22 protein-coding genes are annotated in these 23,986 nt (G+C 74.0%); 8 read left to right on the top strand and 14 right to left on the bottom strand.

Annotated features, from left to right (window positions below; translation table 11 throughout):
* Window positions 1-508: 508 nt before the first annotated feature.
* From IEY37_RS19530 to IEY37_RS19505, 7 genes are all read right to left on the bottom strand, one after another.
* The gene (locus IEY37_RS19530) at window positions 509-1,525 is read right to left on the bottom strand and encodes an IS481 family transposase (RefSeq protein ID WP_188944586.1); all 1,017 of its coding nucleotides are present in this window, start codon (window positions 1,523-1,525) and stop codon (window positions 509-511) included.
* A 515-nt stretch (window positions 1,526-2,040) separates the two neighbouring features.
* Window positions 2,041-2,748, bottom strand: a complete 708-nt coding sequence (locus IEY37_RS19525) for a heme-binding beta-barrel domain-containing protein (RefSeq protein WP_229674675.1) — start codon at window positions 2,746-2,748, stop codon at window positions 2,041-2,043.
* A gap of 176 nt (window positions 2,749-2,924) precedes the next feature.
* Window positions 2,925-3,221 (bottom strand): DUF1416 domain-containing protein, encoded by a 297-nt coding sequence (locus tag IEY37_RS19520; RefSeq protein ID WP_188944585.1) that lies wholly within the window; start codon window positions 3,219-3,221, stop codon window positions 2,925-2,927.
* A gap of 116 nt (window positions 3,222-3,337) precedes the next feature.
* Window positions 3,338-4,171 carry a sulfurtransferase gene (locus IEY37_RS19515; RefSeq protein WP_188944584.1) on the bottom strand — a complete coding sequence of 278 codons (834 nt, stop codon included), beginning with the start codon at window positions 4,169-4,171 and terminating at the stop codon, window positions 3,338-3,340.
* A 156-nt stretch (window positions 4,172-4,327) separates the two neighbouring features.
* Window positions 4,328-4,423, bottom strand: a complete 96-nt coding sequence (locus IEY37_RS22885) for a putative leader peptide (protein WP_373298397.1) — start codon at window positions 4,421-4,423, stop codon at window positions 4,328-4,330.
* Between the two features lie 116 nt (window positions 4,424-4,539).
* Window positions 4,540-5,235 carry an LmeA family phospholipid-binding protein gene (locus tag IEY37_RS19510; protein ID WP_188944583.1) on the bottom strand — a complete coding sequence of 232 codons (696 nt, stop codon included), beginning with the start codon at window positions 5,233-5,235 and terminating at the stop codon, window positions 4,540-4,542.
* Between the two features lie 69 nt (window positions 5,236-5,304).
* On the bottom strand, window positions 5,305-6,120 hold the full coding sequence (locus IEY37_RS19505) for an alpha/beta hydrolase family protein (protein WP_229674674.1): 816 nt from the start codon (window positions 6,118-6,120) through the stop codon (window positions 5,305-5,307).
* A 155-nt stretch (window positions 6,121-6,275) separates the two neighbouring features.
* Here IEY37_RS19505 and IEY37_RS22590 point away from each other — a divergent pair, with 155 nt between their 5' ends.
* The 6 genes from IEY37_RS22590 to pstB all read left to right on the top strand — a co-directional run bounded on the left by IEY37_RS22590 (window position 6,276) and on the right by pstB (window position 12,671).
* Window positions 6,276-6,956, top strand: a complete 681-nt coding sequence (locus tag IEY37_RS22590) for a winged helix-turn-helix transcriptional regulator (RefSeq protein ID WP_188944582.1) — start codon at window positions 6,276-6,278, stop codon at window positions 6,954-6,956.
* Window positions 6,953-7,948, top strand: coding sequence for a mycothiol synthase (gene mshD, locus IEY37_RS19495; protein ID WP_188944581.1), 996 nt, complete (start codon window positions 6,953-6,955; stop codon window positions 7,946-7,948). Before IEY37_RS22590 ends, mshD begins: the two co-directional genes overlap by 4 nt.
* 173 nt (window positions 7,949-8,121) lie before the next feature.
* Entirely contained in the window at window positions 8,122-9,414 is a 1,293-nt protein-coding gene (gene pstS, locus IEY37_RS19490; RefSeq protein ID WP_229674673.1) for a phosphate ABC transporter substrate-binding protein PstS, read from the top strand.
* A 103-nt stretch (window positions 9,415-9,517) separates the two neighbouring features.
* Complete coding sequence (gene pstC / locus IEY37_RS19485; RefSeq protein ID WP_229674672.1) at window positions 9,518-10,726, top strand: phosphate ABC transporter permease subunit PstC; 1,209 nt, start codon at window positions 9,518-9,520, stop codon at window positions 10,724-10,726.
* Window positions 10,723-11,799 carry a phosphate ABC transporter permease PstA gene (gene pstA, locus IEY37_RS19480; RefSeq protein ID WP_188944580.1) on the top strand — a complete coding sequence of 359 codons (1,077 nt, stop codon included), beginning with the start codon at window positions 10,723-10,725 and terminating at the stop codon, window positions 11,797-11,799. The genes pstC and pstA overlap by 4 nt, the downstream gene beginning before the upstream one ends.
* Window positions 11,800-11,891: 92 nt before the next feature.
* On the top strand, window positions 11,892-12,671 hold the full coding sequence (pstB, locus tag IEY37_RS19475) for a phosphate ABC transporter ATP-binding protein PstB (RefSeq protein WP_188944579.1): 780 nt from the start codon (window positions 11,892-11,894) through the stop codon (window positions 12,669-12,671).
* 72 nt (window positions 12,672-12,743) lie between these two features.
* Here the strand turns inward: pstB and IEY37_RS19470 are convergent, their stop codons facing one another.
* The 7 genes from IEY37_RS19470 to IEY37_RS19440 form a co-directional block, all read right to left on the bottom strand.
* Window positions 12,744-13,475, bottom strand: coding sequence for a Clp protease N-terminal domain-containing protein (locus IEY37_RS19470; protein WP_188944578.1), 732 nt, complete (start codon window positions 13,473-13,475; stop codon window positions 12,744-12,746).
* 31 nt (window positions 13,476-13,506) lie between these two features.
* Window positions 13,507-14,838: a hypothetical protein gene (locus tag IEY37_RS19465; protein WP_188944577.1), complete on the bottom strand. Its 1,332-nt coding sequence runs from the start codon at window positions 14,836-14,838 to the stop codon at window positions 13,507-13,509.
* A gap of 270 nt (window positions 14,839-15,108) precedes the next feature.
* The gene (gene phoU / locus IEY37_RS19460) at window positions 15,109-15,789 is read right to left on the bottom strand and encodes a phosphate signaling complex protein PhoU (RefSeq protein WP_188944576.1); all 681 of its coding nucleotides are present in this window, start codon (window positions 15,787-15,789) and stop codon (window positions 15,109-15,111) included.
* A 73-nt stretch (window positions 15,790-15,862) separates the two neighbouring features.
* Window positions 15,863-18,091: an LCP family protein gene (locus IEY37_RS19455; protein ID WP_188944575.1), complete on the bottom strand. Its 2,229-nt coding sequence runs from the start codon at window positions 18,089-18,091 to the stop codon at window positions 15,863-15,865.
* 141 nt (window positions 18,092-18,232) lie between these two features.
* Entirely contained in the window at window positions 18,233-18,730 is a 498-nt protein-coding gene (locus tag IEY37_RS19450) for a hypothetical protein (protein ID WP_188944574.1), read from the bottom strand.
* 285 nt (window positions 18,731-19,015) lie between these two features.
* Entirely contained in the window at window positions 19,016-20,191 is a 1,176-nt protein-coding gene (gene dusB / locus IEY37_RS19445) for a tRNA dihydrouridine synthase DusB (protein WP_229674671.1), read from the bottom strand.
* The gene (locus IEY37_RS19440) at window positions 20,188-21,405 is read right to left on the bottom strand and encodes a LacI family DNA-binding transcriptional regulator (RefSeq protein WP_188944573.1); all 1,218 of its coding nucleotides are present in this window, start codon (window positions 21,403-21,405) and stop codon (window positions 20,188-20,190) included. Before IEY37_RS19440 ends, dusB begins: the two co-directional genes overlap by 4 nt.
* A 378-nt stretch (window positions 21,406-21,783) precedes the next feature.
* On the opposite strand from IEY37_RS19440, the gene IEY37_RS19435 reads away from it, so the two are divergent.
* Both IEY37_RS19435 and IEY37_RS19430 read left to right on the top strand, forming a co-directional pair.
* Window positions 21,784-22,761: a dihydrodipicolinate synthase family protein gene (locus IEY37_RS19435; protein ID WP_188944572.1), complete on the top strand. Its 978-nt coding sequence runs from the start codon at window positions 21,784-21,786 to the stop codon at window positions 22,759-22,761.
* On the top strand, window positions 22,758-23,984 hold the full coding sequence (locus tag IEY37_RS19430; protein WP_229674670.1) for an NAD(P)/FAD-dependent oxidoreductase: 1,227 nt from the start codon (window positions 22,758-22,760) through the stop codon (window positions 23,982-23,984). Before IEY37_RS19435 ends, IEY37_RS19430 begins: the two co-directional genes overlap by 4 nt.
* The last annotated feature ends 2 nt before the right edge of the window (window positions 23,985-23,986 follow it).

Below are 23,986 nucleotides of genomic sequence, written 5' to 3'. Positions count from 1 at the left end.
ACACCGCAATCGGGAACCAGGCCCCGGTCACCCGCTTAACCAACCTGTCCGGTCAGTACAACTAGCGGACTCGGACGCCGGTGGCGACCCTTATCCCTTAGTTAGGGTGTTGCTCGATGCCCAGAAGCGGTATGTCCGTGAGGTCGGTAGGCCGAGCTTCCTACGCAGGCTGGTGCGCGAGGAGGTTGAACGACTTTCGTCCAGTTCGTTCGAGCTGTGGCGCCGGGCAGTCTACGACTTCTTCGACGCATTGGCGGTAGCGATGACCGTAAGGCACACGTCTTTAACCTTGCTGGATCCGGTCACGAGTTCGGCGTTCAATCTGCTGACGGAGCGGAATCCCGCCGGGAATACTTGGGCTGCGTGGGCGAGAGCGGGGCGGCAGTCACTTCTACTTTGGTTCGCGTATTCGACTTCGGCGATAAACGGCTCGGTACTCAATAGCACCCGGTTTCCTTCGCTGCGGGTTTCCGTCCGGAATGTAATTGGAGCCCCCGTCCCGTACCGACTAGTTGTTTGAGGCCATGACGTTGGTGACGCCGGCGCGGAGGCGTGAGGCTGGGGGTCGGCCGCCGGCTGTGGTGTGGGGTCGATGGTAGTTGTAGTGGATGTTCCAGATTGAGAGTGCTCGTGCTCGTTGGGCTTCGGAGGTCCAGGTGCGGGCGTAGAGCAGTTCGTCGGCCAGGATCCGCTGGTAGCGCTCGACTTTTCCGTTGTGCCGTGGGGTGTAGGGGCGGGTCCGCTGGTGCCGGGCGGCCAGCGCGGTGGCGGTGCGGGTGAAGGCGGTGGAGCGGTAGTTGGGGCCGTTGTCGGTGATGACCCGCACGATCCGGCCGATGCCGTGGGCGGCGAAGAACGCCCGGGCGCGGGCGAAGAACGCGATGGTGGTCGCGGCGGTCTCGTCGTCCAGGGGTTCGGTGTAGGCCAGGCGGGAGAACCCGTCGACCGCCGAGTGCAGGTAGACGTAGCCGGCGCGGGCGCCGCCGTTCTTGGCGGTCTTGGCTCGGCCGGTGGCCCGGTGCTGGGCCGAGCCGCGGCCGTGGGCGCGCCAGCCGCCGCCGTCGGGGATCCGGCCGACCTTCTTGACGTCCAGATGGATCATGTGGCCGGGGAACCGGGCCATGATCCTGCCCGGTCGGCGCAGGTCAGTGCCGTCGACGTCCAGGTGGCGGCGGTGGTTGATGCCCAGCCGGGCCAACCACCGCCCGACGGTGCGCACCGACACCTGGTGGCCGTCGGTGGCCAGCTCCAGCGCGATCCGGGCGGCGGAGTACTTGCGGTCGCGGCGCAGCTGCTCGATCCGCGCGACAAGATCATCAGACAGTTGCGTTGGTGAGCGCAGCGGCGCCGAGGACCGATCGACCAGGCCCGCCTCGCCGAGCTGGCCGTGGCGGGCCCGCCACTTGGACAGACACGCCCGCGACACTCCGGCCTCGGCCGCGACATGCGACAACGGCCTGGTGGCGCACCGCTGGACCAAGCGGAGCCGACCTTCCGGGGTCAACGGGGCATTACGGTGGGACACGGGCAGGCTCCTTGGCTGACTTCACGTGATGAGGCGTAGACACCCACATCCTGTCGCCGAGGGCCTGCCCCCTTCACACCCGCCCCGCCGTCACCAACGTCATGACCCGCAACAACTAGCCGACATGCGTGAAAGTGGTGGCATATCGGAGATCATGATAGTTCCCGGCAATCCCGCACGAGTCTACGTGCGGACGGAAAGGACGGTCCGGGTGGGCGGACTGTCGGATGCGGCGGACGAGATTGCGGAAGCGATGTCGGAAGGCCTCCGCCGGATCGCCACGTAATCAAAGCCACGCCTTCGATTCGCCGGATCCAACGCGCTATTTGACTTGCGCATGGAGCCCGGGCGATCAACGCAACTCTGGTGTCGTGCAGGCCTCGTCAACATGACCCGGCTTCCGAAGGTCGGGTCGCTGTTCCTGCTGCGCTGTCCAACAGTAGCGGCAGAGCAGCGAAGGAAGGCGATCACATTCCCGTAAGGTCCGAGATCACGTTTCAATCAAGGTTATCGGTTCAGCCGGCGATGCGCTCGAGCGCCGCGGAGGCGTAGGGGGCCAGCGGGTCGTCGGTGTGCGCCCGCTCCTCGACGTAGGCCAGGCGGCCGTCGGGGGTGATGCCGTAGAGCCGGGTCGCGCCGACCACCGGCGGGCCGGACGAGCGCCACACGCCGTCGGTGGACAGCCCCCAGCTGGCCACGGACCTGGCCTGACCGTAGAAGACCTCGATGCGGCCCTCGGCGTGGGTGACGAGCAGCTCGACGGAGCCGTCCGGCTGCGGCCGCCAGAAGCCCGCCTCGCGCGCACCGGGGGCGGTCACCTGGCCGTCGGCGTCCAGCCGCCAGGTCACCGACGAGTACGACAGGAAGTCGCGGCCGTCGTGCGCGATGACGATCTGCTGGCCGAACTGGGGCAGCTGGACACCGGGCTCGTTGCCGTAGACACCGGTGCCGCGCCACACGCCGACGAGCGGCAGCAGCGGCAGGCAGGCGTCGTTCAGCGGCACGCCCATCCGCAGGTTCGCGGTGTCCTCGGGCACCGGCAGCGCGGGCAGCGACTCGATGTTCACCCAGCGGGTGGACTGGGCGCGCTCGTCGGCGGCCGCGACGGCCTCGTCACCGCTGCGGCGGGGCGCGGCAGCGGCCGTGGCCGCGCCGTCGGCCGAACCGCCGGCGGGATCGGTGTCGTCGCCGGGCACCGCTCCCGCGGTGTCGCCGGCGCTCACTTGTCCTCGTGCAGCAGCCGGTAGATCACGTAGAACGCGAACCAGGCGACCAGCACCCCGACCAGCACGAGCAGCGATGTGTAGAAGATCTCCACGTCAGCAGCCTAGTCTCCGCCGCGGCCGGCACCCGGCCGCGGGCGCACCCGGCACCCGGGCCGCCCGGCTCCGGACGGACTTCAGCCGACCAGGACGTCGACGGAGTACACACCGGTGGTCGTGGTGACCTCCGACTGTCCGGTGCCGGACCGGGACAGCGCCCGGACGGTCCACCGGCCGGGGGCCGCGTAGAACCGGAAGTCGCCGCCGGCCGACGCGACCACCTCGGCGGTGAACTCGCCGCCGCCGTCGAGCAGCCGGACGAAGGCGCCGGCCACCGGGGCGGCGCCGGACAGCACCTTGCCCTGCAGCACCGCCTGCGTCGTGGTGTCGGTGCCGGGCGGGAGGTCGAGCGTCTGCTGCGGTGCGCCGCACATGGGGGACTCCTGTGGTCGGGTCGGAGGTTCCTGGATGGGACGGGCCGGGGTGCCGGACGGGACCGGCGCGCCGGCCGGCCGGCGCTGGGTGGGCAGTCGGCCGGCCGGCGCGAGGGTCAGGAGCCGGTGGCGACCGGCACGCCCACCAGCGAGCCGTACTCGGTCCACGAGCCGTCGTAGTTCTTCACCCGCTCCTTGCCGAGCAGCTCGCTCAGCACGAACCAGGTGTGGCTCGAGCGCTCGCCGATCCGGCAGTAGGCGATGGTGTCCTTGCCGTCCTCCAGGCCGGCGCCGGCGTACAGCTCGGCGAGCTCGGCGTCGGACTTGAAGGTCCCGTCCTCGTTGGCCGCCTTGGACCACGGCACGTTGATCGCCGTCGGGATGTGCCCGCCGCGCTGCGACTGCTCCTGCGGCAGGTGCGCCGGGGCGAGCAGCTTGCCGGAGAACTCGTCGGGGGAGCGGACGTCGACCAGGTTCTGCTGGCCGATGGCGGCGACGACCTCGTCGCGGAAGGCCCGGATGGAGTGGTCCTGCTCCTGCGCGGTGTAGCTCGTCGCCGGACGCTCGGTGGCGTCGGTGGTCAGCGGCCGGCCGTCCAGCTCCCACTTCTTGCGGCCGCCGTCGAGCAGCTTGACCGACCGGTGGCCATACAGCTTGAAGTACCAGTAGGCGTAGGCGGCGAACCAGTTGTTGTTGCCGCCGTAGAGCACGACGCTGTCGTCGTTGGCGATGCCCTTCTCGGACAGCAGTTTCTCGAAGCCGGCCCGGTCGACGAAGTCGCGCCGCACCGGGTCCTGCAGCTCGGTCTTCCAGTTGATCCGGACGGCGCCGGGCAGGTGGCCGGCGTCGTAGGCGGTGGTGTCCTCGTCGACCTCGACGAAGACCAGGCCGGGCGTCGAGAGGTTGGCCTCGGCCCAGTCGGCGGTGACGAGGGCGTCCTCGCGGCTCATGGGTGCTCCTTCTGCAGGGGACAGGCGTGCGGCAGGGATGGTGTCGCCCGGATCCGGCGGCGACGGCCGGCAGGCAGCGGGACGGTGCACCCCGGCCCGGGACGCGCAGCCGTGCGCGCGGCGGGGGGGTCGACCGGGGTGCGTCCGGAGCAGGGCTCAGACGGACGGCACGGCCCGCAGCCCGAGCCGACACAGCGCGCTGCCGACCCGGACCAGGTCGACCGCGCGCCGGGAGGTCAGCAGCGGGCCCATGGCGGACACGGTAGCAGCAACCGGACCTTCACCCGGATGCCCTAGCGGCGACCCGGCGGCCGGGGGCCGACCGTGACCGGGCGGCGGAAGCCGGGCGTCCGCCGCCCGGCCGGGGCTCACTGCAGCATGCCGGCGGTCAGGTCCGCCAGCTGCGCCACCACGACCAACTGGCTGCCCTCCACGCGGGCGCTGGCGGAGGTCACCGGGACCGGAAGCCCGTCCAGTGGGATGTCCAGCGAATAGCCCGACGCCAGGCCGTTCAACACCGACGACGACACCCCCGCCGCCTGCACGCTCTGCGCCCGCAGCCGCAGCACGCCGGCTGCGAACTGCACCCCGAGGTCCACCGACACCGGCACCCGGCGTCCCAGCACGGTGGCCGACGTCCCCAGCCGGATCGTCCCGTCGGGCCCGGCGGTGACGGTGACCCCGGGCTGGTGCAGCGCGGCGGCCAGCGCGGACGTCGGGATCTGCGCCCGCAGGTCGGCGAACCCCGCGGTGAGCCGACGGGTGTCACCCTGCAGCGCGTCCGACAGCGGCAGCCGCACGTCGTAGAGGTCGACCACCGCGGCGACGCCGTCGACGGGACCGAGCGCCAGGTCCTGCGAGGTCAGCGTGATCTTGCCGTAGTTGCCGGGGATGGCCTGCGCCAGGAACGAGAACCCGTGGATGGTCACGTCCGGTGCCGTCGCCAGGTGGCCCTCGCGGGCCACCGCCTCGCCGGCCTTGGACTCGGCGAGCAGCCGGCCGCCGATGTCCACGCCCACGACGACGAGCGCCAGCAGCAGCAGGGTGACCAGCAGCGTCCGCACCCGGCGATTGTCGCCTGCCGCCCCGTGCGCGGGAGGCGCATCCGCCTCGCACCCGTCGCCGGACGGGCGTCAGGCGGTCGTCCGGGCGGCGAGCCAGCCGGCGATGCGGTCGACCAGCTCGGGTGTCGTGCCGGACTCGGCGTGGGTCATCCCGGCCTCGATCCACAGGTTGCCGTGGCCCGCGGCGGCGTGCAGGGCGGCGGCGTGCTGGGGACCGAAGTAGTGGTCCGCCGTGCCGTGCACCAGCAGCAACGGCCGCGGGGCGACGCCGGCGACCGCCTCCAGCGGGGTCGTCGGGATCTCCGGCCACGGCGTCGCCAGCCGCACGCCGAGCGCGCGACCCACCAGGCGCCCGGACGGGTGTTCCAGCAGCCAGTGCACCCGCCGCATAGGCACGCTGTCCCGGATGAACCACCGGGACGGGGACGAGACGCTGACCACCGCGTCGGCGGGCCGGCGGCCCAGCACCGCGTGCCGCAGCGCGACCGCGGCACCCATCGAGAAGCCGACGACCGACACCGTCCGGTAGCCGTCCGTCCTGGCCCGCTCGACGGCGGCGTCCAGGTCGTGCCACTCGTCGCGCCCGACGCTCGCCCGGCCGCCGGACCGGCCGTGACCGCGGAAGTCGACGGCGTAGACGGCCGCGTGCCGTGCCATGCGGTCGACCACCGCCCGGGTCGACGGCTTGGCGGTGGCGTTGGTGAAGCCGTGCGCCACCACGACGGCGGCCCCGCCGGCGACGCCGGGGTGGTGCACGCCGCGCAGCCGGACGCCGTCCAGGGACAGCAGGTCCAGGGGCACGGCCGGCCGCGGCGGGCGGCTGTCGGCGGTCGGCGGCGGGGCCGACAACGGCGCGACGACCTCCTCGACCCGACCGCGATCCACGGGCGCCAGTGTCACCCCGTCGTGTCCCTGGGATGAACACGGGGTGACCGCCCGGTGGCCCGGCGGCTGCTCGGGTGAGCAGGGGGCCCGCCGCCGACGGTTAGGATCGGCGCGTTCGGGCCGGTCGCGCGGCCCCCGGCGGCCGAGGCGGTGACATGGACCTGCTCCTGCTGACCGCCGATCCGCTCCCCGCCACGGTGCTGCCGGCGATCGACCTGTTGCCGATCAAGGTGCGGGCCGCGGCCCCGGAGGCCGCCTCGCTGGTCACCTCGGGTCCGTACGACCTGGTGCTGCTGGACGCCCGGCACGACCTGGCCGCCGCCCGCACCCTGTGCCGGCTGCTCGGCGCGGACGGCCTGGCGGTGTCGATCCTGGCGATCGTCACCGAGGGCGGCATGGTCGCCATCGGCCCGGAGTGGGGTGTCGCGGACGTGGTCCTGGCCAGCGCCGGGCCGGCCGAGGTGCACGCCCGGCTGCGGCTGCTCGCCGCCCGCACCGCCAGCTCGGCCAACTCCGGCCTGGTCAGCCTGGGGGAGCTGACGATCGAGGAGGACACCTACACCGCGCGGCTGCGCGGCCGCCCGCTCGAGCTGACGTACAAGGAGTTCGAGCTGCTCAAGTTCCTGGCGCAGCACCCGGGCCGGGTCTTCACCCGGGAGCAGCTGGTCACCGAGGTCTGGGGCTACGACTTCTTCGGCGGCACCCGCACCGTGGACGTCCACGTCCGGCGGCTCCGCGCCAAGCTCGGGCCGGAGCACGAGGCGCTCATCGGCACCGTCCGCAACGTCGGCTACAAAATGGTGCCGCCCGCCCGGTCCGGCACGGCCGGGTCGTGAGCCCCGGCGGCCCGGCCTCCTGGTCCGCGGAGCCCGACGCCGCGCTGCGGGCGGACGTCGTCCGGCTGGCCGCGGAGGCCGCCGCGGCGGACGGCGTGGCACCGCTGTCCGGTCACGTGCTGGAGGCGCTGGCGCTGGACGGTCCGTCCGCCGCCGCGGCCGCCCTGCTGCCGCCCGACCAGCGCAACCTCTACCTGCTCGACCGCGGCGACGATCCGGACGCCGGCGGGTTGCGAGCGGTCGCCGTCGCGCACGGCCCCGATCCGGTCGAGGTGGTGGTGCACCCCGGACACCGCGGGCGGGGCGCCGGCACGCAGCTGGTCCGCGCCGCCCTGGCCCGCTCGGGTGCGGTGTGGGCGCACGGCGACCTGCCGCCGGCCCGCGCGGTCGCCGCCCGGTTGGGGCTGCGCCCGTCCCGCGTGCTGATGCAGATGCGCCGGCCGGTCGGCCCGGGCACCGAGCCGCTGCCGGAGCCGGCGTGGCCGGCCGGGGTCCGGCTGCGCACGCTGCGCCCCGGGGTCGACGACGCGGCCTTCCTGGCGGTCAACGGCCGGGCGCTCGCCTGGCACCCGGAGCAGGGCCGGCTGGACGCGGCCGGGCTGGCGCTCGAGTACGCCCAGGACTGGTTCGACCCGGCCGGCTTCTTCCTGGCCGTCGACGCCGACGACCGGCTGCTCGGCTTCCACTGGACCAAGGTGCACGCCGCGGATCCACGGACGGGTGCGGACGCCGCCGGCGAGGTGTACGTGCTCGGCGTCGACCCGCTCTCGCCGGTCCGCCGGCTCGGCGCCCCGCTCACCCTGGCCGGGCTGCGGTACCTGGCCGGCCTCGGAGTCGGCGAGGTGCTGCTCTACGTCGAGGGCGACAACGAGCCGGCGCTGCGGCTGTACCGCCGGCTGGGATTCACGACCAGCCGGACGGACGTCGTCTACCGCCCGGGTGAGGACCCCCACAGCCCGCCGCCGTCCGGCGGATCCGCGCAGCTCAGCTGACCTCTCCGGGTCGGTGTCCGGCCGCCGGACGCGGATCGGGCAGCCGTCGTTCACCCCGCGTTCACCGTCGCGGCGCCGACGCGCCACCCGGGCTCCCTAGCGTCCGGGTGACACCGCACCGCGGTGGGCCGGCGCGTGCCGGCCGAACCTTGCACCCCCTGGAGGAACCCAGCGTGAAGATCACGCGATGGGCCGCGACCGCGGCCCTGGCGGCCGGCGTCCTGGTGCTCAGCGCCTGCGGCTCCGACGACAACACCGCCTCGTCGTCGAGCTCGTCCAGCTCGTCCAGCAGCTCGTCGTCCAACTCCGTGGCGAGCCCGTCCGCGGCCACCAGCTCGGCGGCGTCCGACACCGGCTCCGCCTCGGGATCGGGCTCGTCGTCGGCGTCCGCGTCGGGGGCCGGCAGCTCGGCCGCCACCTCGGGTGCCGCGTCCGGCGGCTCGGGCTCGTCGTCCGCGACGTCCGGCGGCGGCTCGGCCACCACCTTCGAGGGCGCCGGCTTCACCTGCGCCACCGGCGAGCTCCGCTCGTCCGGCTCGACCGCCCAGGGCAAGGTCATCGCCCAGTGGATCACCGACTACAACGCCAAGTGCGGGGCGTCGGTCAACGACTACGGCGGCGGCGGGTCCGGCAAGGGCGTCTCCGACTTCAGCGCCAACCAGACCGACTTCGGCGGCAGCGACTCGGCTCTCAAGGACACCGAGACCGCGGCGGCCAAGCAGCGGTGCGGCGGCAACGACGCGATCGACCTGCCCATGGTCACCGGCCCGATCGCGGTGGCCTACAACCTGTCCGGCGTCGACACGCTCGTGCTGACCCCCAAGGTCCTGGTCGGCATCTTCGGCGGCCAGATCAAGACCTGGAACGACCCGCAGATCGCCGCCCTGAACAAGGGCGTCACGCTGCCGTCGGACGCCATCCAGACCGTCCACCGCAGCGAGGACTCCGGTACCACCGACAACTTCACCAAGTACCTGACCGCCGCCGGCGGCTGGACGTTCGAGGGTGGCAAGGCCTGGACCGCCCCGGGCGGCACCGGCGCCCAGGGCAGTGACGGCGTGGCCAAGGCCGTGCAGTCCACCGCCGGCGCCATCGGCTACGTCGAGTGGGGCTTCGCCCAGTCCGACAAGCTGCCGATCGCCCAGATCGACAACGGTGCCGGCGCGGTCGAGCTGACCGCCGAGTCGGCCGGCAAGGCCGTGCAGGCGGCGAAGATCGTCGGCACCGGCAAGGACCTGGCGCTGAAGCTGGACTACGCCACCAAGGAGGCCGGCGCCTACCCGATCGTGCTGGTCACCTACGAGATCGTCTGCTCCGCCGGCAACGGCGACAAGGCCGCGCTGCTCCAGTCGTTCCTCGGCTACGCCGCGACCGACGGTCAGCAGTCCCTGGCCGACCTCGGTGCGGCGCCGCTCCCGGCGTCCATCCAGACCAAGGTCGTCGACGCCGTCAAGGCGCTCAGCTGATCCCGGCCCGTCCGGGCGCCCGCGTGACGGGTGGCCGGCCGGGCGCCCGCGTGACGGGGACCGACGGTCGCCGGCAGGGCGGGACGTGCGTCACCATGAACCCATGACGAGCCCCCGGACCCCCGGTCCGAGCGAGGGAGACATGCCCGAAACCTGGGACCGCGTCGCCGCCGACGACCGCGCCGCCGACCCCCGCACGGCCGAGGCCGAGCTCTTGGCCGAGGCCGGCGAGCACGGCACGGCGGCCACCGAGGCGCTGACCGGACGGCTCGCCGGCACCGCCGGCTCGGGAGCCTCCGGTACCGTCGCGGCGCCCACCCGGCGCCACGGTGCCGCACCGGCCGCGGCGCCGCACGGTGTCTCCATCACCGGCCGGTCCACCCGGGTCGGTGACCGGGTGTTCAAAGGACTCGCCGCCGGGTCCGGCGGCCTGCTGCTGGTCGTCATGGCCGCCATCGCGGTGTTCCTGATCTGGAAGGCGCTGCCCGCGTTCTCCGGCAACAGCGGCAACCTCATCACCACCCAGGCCTGGCGGCCGCAGAGTTCCCCGCCGTTCTTCGGCATCGCGGCGATCCTGTTCGGCACGGTGGTGTCCGCGCTGATCGCCATGCTCGTCGGCGTCCCTGTCGCCATCGGCATCGCGCTGTTCATCGCGCACTACGCCCGCCGGCGGATGGCCACCGTCCTGGGCGGCATCGTCGACCTGCTGGCCGCCGTGCCGTCGCTGGTCTTCGGCATGTGGGGCCTGTACTTCCTGGTGCCGAACACCCGCGGCTTCCAGAGCTGGCTCTCGGAGTACTGGGGCTGGCTGCCGTTCCTGAAGAACACCACCGCCACCAGCACGGCGCAGTACGGGCAGAGCCTGCTGATGGCCGGCATCGTGCTGGCGATCATGATCGTGCCGACGGTCTCCGCCGTGACCCGCGAGGTCTTCCTGCAGGTGCCCGGCGAGACCATGGACGCGGCCTGGGCGCTGGGGGCCACCAAGTGGGAGATGGTCCGGACCGCCGTGCTGCCCTTCGGCCGCGCCGGCATGATCTCCGCCGCGATGCTCGGCCTGGGCCGGGCGCTCGGCGAGACGATCGCCGTCGCCCTGGTGCTCAACTCCGGGTTCGTCATCAACCCGCACCTGACCGAGCCGGGCGGCGACACCTTCGCCTCCACCATCGCGCTGAAGTTCGGGGAGGCCAGCGGGTCGCCCAAGGGCATCCCGGCGCTGGTCTTCGCCGGCCTGTGCCTGTTCGTCATCACCCTGCTGGTCAACTCGGCCGCCCGCATGATCATCGCCCGCCGACGGGAGTTCACCGCATGACCAGCCTCGCCGCCGGCAGCCGGCCCACCCGGACGCAACCCTCGGAACTGGTCGGCGCCCGGCTGCCGCGGTGGGCGCCCGTCGCGGCCGCGGTCGCCGGGGTCGTGCTCGCGCTGGCCCTCAAGGCCGTGCTCGGCTGGACCGGCTGGCTCACCGCCTTCTTCAGCGCGGCGCTGCTGTTCGTCGTGGTGCTGACCGGCTGGTCGTTCCGGGTCGAGGGACGCCGCCGCGCCAAGGACCGGCTGGCCTCGACGCTCATCTACTCCAGCTTCGTGGCGGCCCTGGTCCCGCTGGTGCTGATCCTGGGCTACATCGTGGTCAAGGGCCTGCCGGCGTTCAACGCCGACTTCTTCACGCACTCGATGAACGGCGTCGGCTCGCGCGCCGGCGGCGGCCTCTACGCCGCCTTCATCGGCACCCTGGAGCAGGTGGCGATCGCGGCGATCATCGCCCTGCCGATCGGCCTGTTCACCGCGATCTACCTGGTGGAGTACGGCAAGGGCGGCTTCGCGCGGGCGGTCACCTTCTTCGTCGACGTGATGACCGGTGTGCCGTCGATCGTCGCCGGCCTGTTCGTCTACACGTTCCTGCTGCTGGGCACCGGTCTGCGCCCGTTCGGCGCCGCCGGCTCGATCGCCCTGGCGATCCTGATGCTGCCGGTCGTCGTGCGGTCCAGCGAGGAGATGCTCAAGCTGGTGCCGCGCGAGTTGCGCGACGCCTCGTACGCCCTCGGCGTGCCCAAGTGGCGCACCATCGTCAAGGTCGTGCTGCCCACCGCGTTGTCCGGCCTGATCACCAGCGCGCTGCTGGCCATCGCCCGCGTCGCCGGGGAGACCGCGCCGCTCATCCTGCTCGTCGGGTACGCGGCGAAGATCAACAACAACCCGTTCCATGGGGACCAGGCCACGCTGCCGATGTTCGTCTGGGACCAGCTGGGCAAGCGCACCGGCAACGCCAGCGACTTCGGCGAGGCCCGCGCCTGGGGCGCGGCGCTGACCCTGGTGCTGCTCGTGCTGCTGCTCAACGTGGGGGCTCGGCTGCTCGCCCGGCTCGCCCGGCCCAAGACCCGCTGACCCCGACCGCAGACCCGCTCCTGCGCCGCCCGCACGCGAGCGCCGAGACCCCGGCCGACCGCCCGGCCGACCCGCACCGACACGGAGAACCCATGGCCAAGCAGATCGACGTCGAGAACCTCAACGTGTACTACGGCGACTTCCTCGCGGTCCAGGACGCGTCGGTGAACATCGCGCCGCTGACCGTCACCGCATTCATCGGTCCGTCCGGCTGCGGCAAGTCCACGTTCCTGCGCACCCTGAACCGGATGCACGAGGTGATCCCCGGCGGCCGGGTGACCGGCAAGGTGCTGCTGGACGGCGAGGACCTCTACGGGTCGGACGTGGACCCGGTCAACGTCCGGCGCACGGTGGGCATGGTCTTCCAGAAGGCCAACCCGTTCCCGACGATGTCGATCTACGACAACGTCATCGCCGGGTACAAGATCGCCGGCACCCGCAAGTCCAAGAACGACTTCGACGACATCGTCGAGCGCTCGCTGCGCGGCGCCAACCTGTGGGAGGAGGTCAAGCAGCGGCTGAACCGGCCGGGTGCGGGCCTGTCCGGCGGCCAGCAGCAGCGGCTGTGCATCGCCAGGGCCATCGCGGTGGAGCCGCAGGTGCTCCTGATGGACGAGCCGTGCTCGGCGCTGGACCCCATCTCGACGCTGGCGATCGAGGACCTGATCGCCGAGCTCAAGGCCAGCTACACGATCGTCATCGTCACCCACAACATGCAGCAGGCGGCGCGGGTGTCGGACCGGACCGCGTTCTTCAACCTGGCCGGCGTCGGGCAGCCCGGCCGGCTGGTGGAGTACGACGAGACCAGCAAGATCTTCTCCAACCCCAGCCAGAAGGCGACCGAGGACTACATCTCCGGCCGATTCGGCTGATCGGCGTACCGGCCCCACGCGGCTGCTGCCCGGCGCCGGCTGCCGGCACGCCGCGGTGGCGGACCGGGTCCGTCAGCCGGCCGTGGTCCCGCCCGTGAACGGTGCCAGCAGGTCGACGATCGCCGCTTCGAGCCGCGCCGGGTCGACGCCGGCCGCGGCCAGCGGTCCCGATCCGTTCTCGTTCTCCAGCAGCGCGAGCAGCAGGTGCTCGGTGCCGACGTAGTTGTGGCCCAGCCGCAGCGCGGCGCGGTACGTCAGCTCCAGCACCTTGCGGGCGGCGGGGCCGTAGGGCACCAGCTCCGGCGGCTCCGCGGCGGCGCCGGGCAGGACGGCGGCCGCGGCGGCGCGCACCCGGTCCGGCTCGACGCCCTGGTCCACCAGCGCCCGCACCGCCAGGCCCTCCGGCTGGTGCAGCAGGCCGAGCACCAGGTGCGCCGGTTCCACGGCGTCGTTGCGGGCGTCCCTGGCCTCCTGGTGCGCCGCCATGACGACCTCGCGGGCCCGCGGTGTGAACCGGCCGAACCCCTGCTGCGGGTCGAGATCCGCGGTGCCGCCCTTGGGGACGAACCGCTTCTGCGCGGCCTGCTTCGAGACGCCCATGCTGCGGCCGATGTCGGTCCACGACGCGCCGGAACGCCGTGCCTGGTCGACGAAGTGGCCGATCAGGTGGTCGGCCACCTCGCCCAGGTGGTCCCCGGCGAGCACGGCGTCGGCCAGCTGGTCCAGGACGTCGGGGTGGGCCTTCTTGATGCCCGCGATGAGGTCGTCGAGACGGATGACCGGAAGGGGCGCGGGGTTCGTCATGCGTCAACGATAGGTTGACGCCCTACCTGCGTCAACCGGTGGTTGACGCAGGTCTGTCGCAGTGTGGGGCGAGGACGTCACCGACCGTGCCGCCGTCGGCGAGCTGCCGGTAGGGCCAGGCGAACTGCGGATCGGCCCAGTCCCAGATCCGGGACGGCCGGGCGTCGACGTCCATCGGTTCGAGATTCCAGCACCGGCTGCTGCGCAGCAGCGCCCCGGTGGCGTTGACGGCCAGACCGGCGGCCAGCACCGCGACCACCCCGGCAACGGCCAGCCGGCGGCGAGTGGTGTGGGACCGTTCCGGCCGGCCGTCCCGGGTCAGCACGGCCAGGGCAGGAGCGGCCAGCACCACCAGCAGCGGCAGCACGTCGATCATCAGGCGCGGCCCGAACACATGGCCGCCGGTCGAGCCGAACTGTGCGATGACCAGCAGCTGTGCGGCGACGGCCGCGACGAGCACGGCGTCCAGCGCATCGAGGCGCCGGCGTCGCCACCGTAGGGCCACCCCGGCCACGGCCAGCAGCAGCACCGGGTCGTACACCGCGAGCCCGCGGGACGGCGAGACCAGGTTGAGCGCCAGGCCGTCGGCGAACCCGATCGGTGCCGAGCCGGCGAGCCGGGAGGGCAGGTAGTACGGCGGCACCGGGGTCCCGTACTGCCAGGCCGACACGGCCAGGAAGACGGCCAGCGCCGCGGCGGCCGGCAGAGCCACCCGCACCAGCACCTCGCGGTGCCGGACCACCAGCCAGATACCGACCAGCAGCGAGAACACCGCATCGGTGGGCCGCACCAGCGGCGCCGCGGCGAGCGCGACGCCCAGCACCCAGGGCCACCGGCGACCGGTGCCGAGCCGGCGCGCCGCGAGCACCGCCAGTGCCAGCACCATCATCGAGACGGTCTGCTGCCACAGCGCTCTCGACCCGATCGACCAGGCACTGGTGGAGAAGGCCCAGACCAGCGCGGCCAGTGTCGGCAGGGCCGAGCGCCGGCCGACGCCCTCGACGGTGCGGACGGTCGCCCGGACGAGCAGTGCGGTGACGGTGACGACCGCGGCGGCGGTCGGGACCTCGACGAGGAAGGTGCGCGCAGGGTCGGCGATCGACAGCATGGCCGGGTCGTGGCCGGTCGCGGCGAGCAGCAGCACGGCCGGCAGGACGAACAGCATGGTCGGCCACGGGAAGTAGGGCAGCAGGTGCCCGTCGTGGGCCACCAGGTCGTACCGGTCGGCCAGCGCCGTGACCACCCGGTAGGACTCCAGGTGCAGGTCGCCGTGGGTCAGCAGGCGCCAGGCGGTGATGGCCGACAGCCGGGAGTCGCCGATGGTCACCGACGGGCTGGCCACCTGCACCGCGAAGATCAGCACGGCCAGCGCGGCGGTGCCCGGCCAGGCAGGGCGGCGGTGGCCGGACGGTCGCAGCGGCCGCGAACCGCGGGGCCCCGCGCGGCGGACCGTCGGGACCGCCGGCCCGGCGGGCTCGGCCGAGGTTCGGGAGGCGCGATCCGGACCGCGGGTCGACCGGCCGGAGCGGGGCGCGCCGCTCGAGCCGGCCGAGCCGCTACCCGTCACCCGCACCCGTCCGGTCCGGCCGCCCGGTCGGCGGGTGCGCGTGCAGGGGACCCGTCCGGGTGGGGGTCAGCGCTCGGGCGGAGTATAGGCAGGCGTCGTGTCGCCGCCGACGTTCTCCCCGGTCACCAGGAAGACCACCCGGCGGGCGACGGCCACGGCGTGGTCGGCGAAGCGTTCGTAGAACCGGCCGAGCAGCGTGATGTCGACGGCCGGCGCGACACCGTGCGACCAGTTCGGCGAGAGCAGCGCGGCGAACATCTCCTGGTGCAGGTCGTCCATCAGGTCGTCCTCGGACTCCATGCTCCGGGCGAGGGCGACGTCCCGCTCGGTCAGGATGGTGCCGGCCTGGTCGGCCAGGTGCACGCCGACCCGGCCCATCCGCTCGAAGATCGGCCGGACCTCCACCGGGATGACCGAGGCGGGATGCCGCCGGCGGGCGGCCTTGGCGACGTGGATGGCCAGCGTCCCCATCCGCTGCAGGTCGGCGACGATCCACAACGCCGACACCACCGCCCGGAGGTCCGACGCGACCGGGGCCTGCAGGGCCAGCAGCTCGAGGACCACGTTCTCGGAATTGGCCCGCATGACGTCCAGCTGGACGTCCGTGGCGATGACCTGCTCGGCCAGCGACAGGTCCGCGGTCAGCAGCGCGGTGGTCGCGTCGCGCAGGTTGTTGCTGGCGACCCGGCACATGCGCGCACCGTGCTCGCCGAGGTCGTTGAGCCGGATCTGGTACGCCTGCCGCATCGACCCAGGATAGAGGTGCCGATCCGGACGCCGGGGGAGCGCCCGTGAACCCGGGGTGAACGGCGAGGGGACTCTAGGCGCAGGTCCGCTGGCCGGCGTTCACGCTGGACAGGTCGGTGGCCCGCAACGAGCTGCCGGTCGTCGGGGTGCCGGCGGTGGTCGACCGCCGGGTCGTGGTGGGTGCGGTGCTGCGGGTCGTCGTGGGCTTGGTCGCCGTCGACCGCGGGGTGGTCTTCGCCGGGGTGCTGGTCTGCCCGGGCAGCGGCAGGTCGTTGATCAGCGCGTCGAAGACCTGCGGCGCCTTGCCCTCGTCGACTTCGAGGGCGCCGTCGACGGTCTCGCTGGGCACCGTCGGGAGCGTGTAGAAGGTGACGTGCGACGGGTCGAGGTTGCCCAGCGATCCGGCCAGGTCGACCAGCGACTGCAGGGTGACGTTGTCGGTGAAGGTGTTCTTGGTGAAGGCCTGCAGGAAGGCGTCGAGCTTGGTCGGGTTGAGCAGCGTGCCGGCGGCGGTCACCTGCCGCAGGATCGCCGACAGCACCACCTGCTGCCGGCGGATGCGGGCCAGGTCGGACTGGGTGTCGCCGACGACGTTGCGGGCGCGGACCAGGTCCAGCGCCTGCTGGCCGATCACGGTCTGCATGCCCGACGACCGCGCGATGGTGGACAGCTCGGCGTCGACGATCGGGCGGCAGATGTCCACCTGGATCCCGCCGAGGGCGTCGACCATGGCCTTGAACCCGGTGAAGTCGATGCCGATGACCCGGTCGATCCGGATGCCGGTCAGCGCCTGCACGGCCGTGACCGTGCACTTCGGGCCGCCGACGGAGTAGGCCGAGTTGATGTGCCAGCGCTGGCCCTCGGAGATCGGCTCGTCCTCGTCGGACAGCTTGCCGGTGTTGGCGTCCCAGGTCCTGCAGCGCTGCGCGGGGATCATGGTGTCCCGCGGGATGGACAGGATGGTGATCTTCTGCCGGTCCGCCGACAGGTGGGCGATCATCAGGGTGTCGGAGTTGGCGACGTCCTCCAGCGACTCGTCGGTGCCGACGGAGGCGTTGCTGCCGGCGCGGGTGTCCGAGCCGAGCAGCAGGATGTTCTCGGGTTGGTAGACCTTCGGAGCGGTCGGTGTGGTGGTGGCCCCCGTCGTGGTCCCGGTCGCGGTGCGGGTGTCCGCGGTCGTCGCCACGTCGCCGGTCGCGGTCGGCTGGACGATGTTGCTGTCGGTGGTGTCGATGGCGGCGACGTGCCGGTCTTGGATCGAGGTGTCGGCGCGGTCGAGGATGTTCCAGTACACGCCGAAGACGGCCAGCACCACGACGGCGACGACGGCCACGGCCGCCCGGCCGGCGACCAGCCAGGGACGGTGCCGGCGGGAGCCGCCGCCTCCCGCGCCACCCGTACCGCCGCTCGCACCGCCGGTCGGTGGGATCCGGCGCGGCGGGACGGTGCCGCCGCCGGTCCCCGACGCGGTGTCCGGTGCCTCGCCGAGTTCGCCGGCCGCACCGGCGGTCCCGCCGCCGGCCGTCGCAGCGCCGGGCGCTCCCGTCCCCGCGCCGCGGGCGGACGCGGCGCGGCGGGACAGCGCCGCGCGGACGGCGGCCGCACCGGCAGCCCCCTCCGCGGGATCGCTGACCTGGGTGGGTTCGTCGTCGCCGGCCAGCACCTGGGTGCGGCCGTCCGGGGCGTCCCCGGCCGGTGCGCCGGCGTCGGGCTGCCTGCTCCGCAACGGGGTCCGGTCGTCGTCCTTGTCCCCGGCGGCGGACCGCTCCTGGGTGGCCAGCACACGGGTGCGGTCCTCGTCGTCACCGGGCGTCCGGACGCCGGACTCGTCGTCGGGGACCAGGGTCGTCGTGCCGGCGGCATCCCCGGTCACCGCAGTGTCCCCGGTCTCCCCAACGTCGTCCGCCGGGTCGCCCTGAGCCGGCGTCGCTGCGGCGCCGGCAGGGACCAGCACCTCGGTGGCGTCGGGATCGGCGGCGGCCGCGTCGGGGCGCGGGGCACGGCCGGCCGCGGGTGCGGTGTCGGTGTCCGTGTCGCGGCCCGGGCTGGTGTCCGGGCTGATGCCCGTCTCCGGGCCCGTGCCCGGAGCGGCCGGTGCGGCGCCGGTCGTGTCCGTCGCTGCGGCAGCGGTCGACGGGCGGGTCCCGGCCGGGTCGTCGCCGAGCCGGGACAGGAGGTCGTCGACCCGGTCCGGGTCCAGGGCGGGCTGGCTCCACAGCCGCGGGCGCTCCCACGGCGCCGAGCCGCCGTCGTCCTGCGGACCACGGTCGGCGGCACCGCCGTCGCGCGGAGCGTCGCTCACCCGTCCTCACTTTCCGATCCGCCGACCGTCCCCTGCGGGGACCCCGGCTGAGGGCGAGCCTCGGCGCGCCTGCGGTGTGTCACGTCGGGCGTCATGGTACGGAGCGCAGGTATGTGGCCGGTGTGACCGGTGGGTGGAGGGTCACGCGGCGCACAGCGCGGTGAGGCGGACGGTGTCGCCGCTGACCGAGATGTGCAGGTCCGCCAGGTCGGTGCCGGCGATCCGGCCCTGCCGGTGCACCCGCAGCAGGCTGGGCAGCGAGTAGACCGTGCCGGTCATGGTGCCCTGTGCCGGCTGCCAGTCCGGTGCTGCCGCCAGGTAGGCGTACGCCGGCTCGAAGGTCAGCGTGCCGGTCGGGACGACGCAGCGCCGCTGTACGGACAGCTGCCCGGGGTCGACGACCTGCAGGAAGAGCTGCTGCTGGGCGGCCGGGGCGCCGGCAGCGGCGGCCGACAGCCGGTCGAACACCGCGCGCACCCGGGCGACGAGCTGCGGGTCGGGAGCGGACGCGGTGCCGGTGTCGGTACCGGCGGTCGTGCCGGCCGCGGCCGAGGTGGGCACCGAGGACGTCCCGGACGTCGGGCCGCCCGCCGGTGGGGTCGACGCGCCGGTGCATGCGGCGAGGGGGGACAGCGTCACGAGAGCCAGGACGCCGGCGAGGACGCGGTCACGGATGGGTCGGGAGGTGGTCGCCGCCCGGCCGAGCCGGGCTCCCTCGCTGCCCCCGCCGGCCCGGCGACCATCGGCGGCATCCCGCCGATCGGCAGGAGGCACTGCTCGAGCGTCCGCCGCCGTAGCCCGGCGCGCCACCTCGCCCATCGTGGCCGGCCTCCCCTGCGCTCCCACCGACGCCGTCCCGGCGGGACGCGATGATCATGCCGCCCGGCGGCGCACCGGACCCGCGCACGGCGCGCCGCTGGCTACTCAGCCGCCGCTGGTGTCGAGCTCGGCGTCGCCGTCCGGCACCACCAGCTCGTCGGGGTCGTCCAGCCACCCGTAGGGCAGCACGACGCGGGACTGCGGCGAGCCCTGGCGGCCGCGCGGCCCCTCCGCGGCCTCCGGGAACGGCTGGTCCAGGTCCAGCTCGGCGATCAACTCGTCCAGCTGCTCCAGGCTCGAGACCATGCCGAGCCGGCGGCGTACGTCCGACCCGACGGCGAAACCCTTCAGGTACCAGGCGATGTGCTTGCGCAGGTCGCGGATCCCGCGGTCCGCGCCCATCTCCTCGCACAGCAGCTCGGCGTGCCGGCGCAGCACCGCGGTGACGGCCCGCAGGTCGGGCGGGGTGGGCGCGGGCCGGCCGTCGAAGGCGGCGGCGAGCTCGGCGAACAACCACGGCCTGCCCTGGCAGCCGCGGCCCACGACGACGCCGTCGCACCCGGTCCTGGCCATCATCTCCAGCGCGTCCGAGGCGGCGAAGATGTCGCCGTTGCCGAGCACCGGCACCTCGGTGACGGCCTCCTTCAGCCGGGCGATCGCCGACCAGTCCGCGGTGCCCGAGTAGTGCTGCACCGCGGTCCGGCCGTGCAGCGCGACCGCCGCGACACCGCAGTCCTGAGCGATGCGCCCGGCGTCGAGGTAGGTCTGGTGGGCGTCGTCGATGCCGATCCGCATCTTCACGGTGACCGGGACGCCGGCGGGTGCGGCCTCGTGGACCGCGGCCGAGACGATCGCCTCGAACAACCGCCGCTTGTAGGGCAGCGCGGAGCCGCCGCCGCGGCGGGTGACCTTGGGCACCGGGCAGCCGAAGTTCAGGTCGACGTGGTCGGCCAGGTCCTCCTCGACGACCATCCGCACGGCCTGCCCGACCACGGCCGGGTCGACCCCGTAGAGCTGCAGCGACCGCGGGTGCTCGTCCTGGCCGAAGCGGACCATCTCCATGGTCTTGCGGTCCCGGGCGACCAGCGCCCGGGTGGTGACCATCTCGCAGACGTACAGGCCGGCACCGAACTCCCGGCACAGCCCGCGGAACGACCGGTTGGTGATGCCGGCCATCGGCGCGAGCACCACCGGCGGCCACACCGGGTACGGGCCGATCCGCAGGGGAGCGGCACGGTCGGAACGGCCGGCCGGTGCGTCGACGGGCAGGGTGGCGGTCACCCCGCCATTGTCCCCGACGCCGCCGTCCCGAGGTCGGCGCCGGCCGCGTCCTGCTGCTCCGGCGGTCCCGCCGGCCGTCCGGCGAACGGCCGGCACGACCCGCGCAGCACCAGCTGCGCGCCCACCCGGTACGTCCGCCCCGGCCGCAGGGTCACGGCGACGTCCGTGCCACCGGCTCGGGCGGGCCCGGCGACCGTGCCGGCGGGCCCGCTTGAGCCGGTGGCACGGGAGCCACCGCCCGCCGTGGGCGCCCCGTTCCCGGCCGCCGGACGGCTGCCGTCCCGCCGGGCCAGCTGCTGCAGCAGCACGTCCATCGACAGCTCGCCGAGCTCGCGGGCGCCGTTGTCGACCACGGTCACCGGCGGGTTCCACCAGCGCAGCCACGGGATGTCCTCGTGGCAGACCAGCGACAGGTCCTCGGGCACCCGGATCCGGCGGGCGCTCAGCGCGGGCAGCGCGCCGAACACGGCCTCGTGGTTGGCGACGAACAGCGCCGTCATCGCGCTGCCGGAGCCGAACAGCTCGTCGACCGCCGCGACACCGAACTCCGGGGCGAACGGTCCGCGGCGCACGAGGCCGTCGTCGACGGCGAGTCCCGCGGCGGCCAGCGAGCCGGCGTACCCGGCCCACCGCTCGTCCCCGGAGTTGGTGCCGGCCGGGCCGCCGATGTAGCCGATCCGGGTGTGGCCGAGCCCGAGCAGGTAGGACACCGCGTCGGCGGCACCCTCGCGGTCGGCGGCGAGCACGGCCGGCGCGGAGCTCTCGCGCGGGGCGCGGATCAGGTTCACCACCGCGGTGCCCTGCTCGCGCAGCGCGTTGGTGACCCGGGCGTTCTGGCCGGTGCCGGCGATGATGACGCCGTCCACCCGGTGGTCGGCCAGGGTCTGCAGCACCGAGCGTTCCCGTTCCGGGTCGGCGTCGGTGATGCACAGCAGCACCTGGTACGAGCCCGCAGCCGCCCGCCGGTGCACCACCTCCGCGATCGTGTGGAACGAGTTGTTGATCAGGTTGTTCAGCACCAGGCCGATCAGTCCGGACCGCCGCGACCGCAGGCCGCTGGCCATCCGGTTGGGCCGGTAGCCGAGCGAGCCGGCGGCCTGCTCGACGATCCGGCGGGTCTCCCCGGAGATGGCGGGCGACCCGCTCAACGCCCGGGACGCGGTGCTCCGGGACACTCCCGCCAGGGCTGCGACCTGCTGCAGCGTGACCGTCATCCCACCCCTCCGTGACCTCGTGCCGCCCCGCACGGTCTGCAATCGATCTCACGGTAGTGGACCGACCGGGCCGGCCGGGGCGGCATGTCGGAGGTCGGTCCCGGTGCGTGCGCGACCGCCGGCGGCCGCCGCGGCGGAGCCTTGCGCGACGTGCGGGCCGGACCGGCCACCGTGCCGGCGCCGCAGTCGAGCCGGTCGCGTCCCGGTCACGGGTCCGCAGCGCCCCGGGTGCGCCGGATGGTGTTGCCGCGACGTTGTCCCCGGTTAATTCGCGGTTTCGGCGGTTGACCCGGAGCGCCCGGACCGGGAATCTGTGCAATCGATCCCAACGCCGTCCGCACCGGACGCCCCGACGGGACGAGCCGGACAGGAGACGTGGTGGACCGGACCGACGTGAGCTGGCAGGGCTACTGGCCGGCCGCGCCCACCCCGTTCACGCCCGACGGGGCGCTGGACGAGGCGGCGCTGACCGAGCTGATGGAGCTCTACGCCGGCCACCGGGTGGACGGCGTCCTGGTCAACGGCAGCACGGGCGAGTGGTTCAGCCAGACGCCGGCCGAACGTCGGCGGGTGGCCGAGGTCGCCGTCGCGGCCGCCGCCGGGCGGTTCCCGGTGGTGGTCGGCGTCAGCGCGTACACGGCGGCGGAGGCCGGCGAGCTGGCGCGGCACGCCGCGGGCATCGGCGCGGACGGCGTGCTGTCCACCGTGCCGCCCTACGTGCACCCCGCCCCCGCCGAGGTCCTCGAGTTCTACCGGGCCGTCTCGTCGGCGACCGACCTGCCCTTCATGGTCTACAACTGGCCCCGCGGCGTCGCGGTGGACCTGGACGACCACCCGGACCTGCTGCAGCGGCTGGCCGACCTGCCGCAGGTGGTGGCGGTCAAGGACAGCACCGGCGACTGGCCCGCGATGGCCGACACGGTCGAGCGCCTGACCCATCAGGTGCGGGTGTTCGGCAGCTTCCTGTCCCGCCGCGGGCTGGCGATCCTGCTCGGCCTCGGCGGCGACGGCAACATCGACGGCGGCGGGGTCGGGGCGCCGTTCGCCGTGCCGTACTACCGGGCCGTCGCGGACGGGGACGCGGCGGCGGCGACGCACTGGGTGGACCGCTACCGCGCCCTGTCGGGCCGGCTCATCCGGCCCGACTACAGCGGCGTATTCGCCACCCCGATCCCGCAGCTCAAGGCCGTCATGTCGATCCTCGGTCAACCCGGGGGGACCGTGCGGCCGCCGCTGCTGCCGGTGACCGATCCCGGGCTGCTGGCCCGGTTGACCGCGGTCGTCGACGACTCCGGCATCCGCGACGCCGCCCGCATGGCCGCGCCCGCCGCAGGTCCGGCCGGGGCGCCGCGGTGACCCCGACCTGCGACGTGGTCGTCGTCGGCGCCGGCATCCTCGGCGCGGCGGCCGCGCGCACCCTGGCCGGCCGGGGTCTGTCCGTCACCGTCCTGGAATCGGGCCGGGCCGGGTCGCAGGGGTCGGCGGCCACCGCGGGCAACGTGCACATCCAGGGCATCCACACCCGGCGGCCCGGGCAGCGGGTCCCGGTCGACGTGCAGCGGCTGGTCCCGCTGCAGGCGGCGGCGCACGGCGCGTGGCTGCGGTGGGAGGACGAGATCCCGAGCGGCACCGGCTGGCACCGGACCGGCGGCTGGATGGTCGCCGAGACCGCGGAGGACGTCGCCGAACTGCACCGCAAGCAGCGCTGGGAGGCGGCGGCCGGGATCCCCACCGAGGTCGTCGACGGTGCCGCCGCGCGGCGGGTGACACCGGCGCTCGGGCCGTCGGTGCTGGCCGCCACCTGGTGCGACTGGGACGGCTGGGCGGACCCCGCGGTGACCACCCCGGCGCTGGTGGCCGACGCCCGGCGGGCCGGCGTCGAGGTCCTGGAGCAGGCGCCGGTCGCCGCCGTCCGCCCGTCGGGGGACGGCTTCCTGGTCCAGGCCCGGGGCGTCGAGCGCTCGTGCGGGGTCGTCGTCGACGTGGCCGGGCCGTGGCTCGGCGAGATCTGCCGGATGGTCGGCGTCGAGGTCGCGCTGGCACCGCTCGCCATCCAGATGTACCGCTCGGCGCCCGCGCCCCGGCAGCTCGACCACCTGGTGCAGCACGTGGCCCAGGGGCTGTCCGTCAAGCAGGCCGACGACGGCCGGTTCCTGGTCGGCGGTGGCTGGCCGGCCGGGCCGCTGCGTCCCGACGGCACCGCGGACGTGGACGCCGCCGGGGTCACCGCCTCGGCGGCGCAGGCGTCACGGGTGCTGCCGCTGCTGGCCGCCCACGGACCCGAGCGGGCGTGGACCGGTCCGCTGTCGGCGACGCCGGACGAGATGCCGGTGATCGGCGCGCTGCCCGGCCACCCCGGTTTCCTGGTCGCCGGCGGCACCTACGGCTTCACGTTCGCGCCGCTGTGGGCGGACGTCCTGGCTGCCGCCGTCACCGGCATCGCACCACCGGTGGACGTCGCCGACCTCGGCCCCGCGCGCCTGGTGGCCGCGGCGGACGGGCCGCTGCACCCCGCCGGTGCCAGCACCGTCGTCGGCACCATCGCCGGCGCCACCGACACCGACACCGGAAAGAGGTAGGG

Source organism: Nakamurella endophytica, from assembly GCF_014646215.1.
Classification (GTDB): Bacteria; Actinomycetota; Actinomycetes; order Mycobacteriales; family Nakamurellaceae; genus Nakamurella; species Nakamurella endophytica.
Note: the sequence above shows the minus strand (reverse complement) of the source record. Positions and strands in the feature narration are given on the sequence as shown.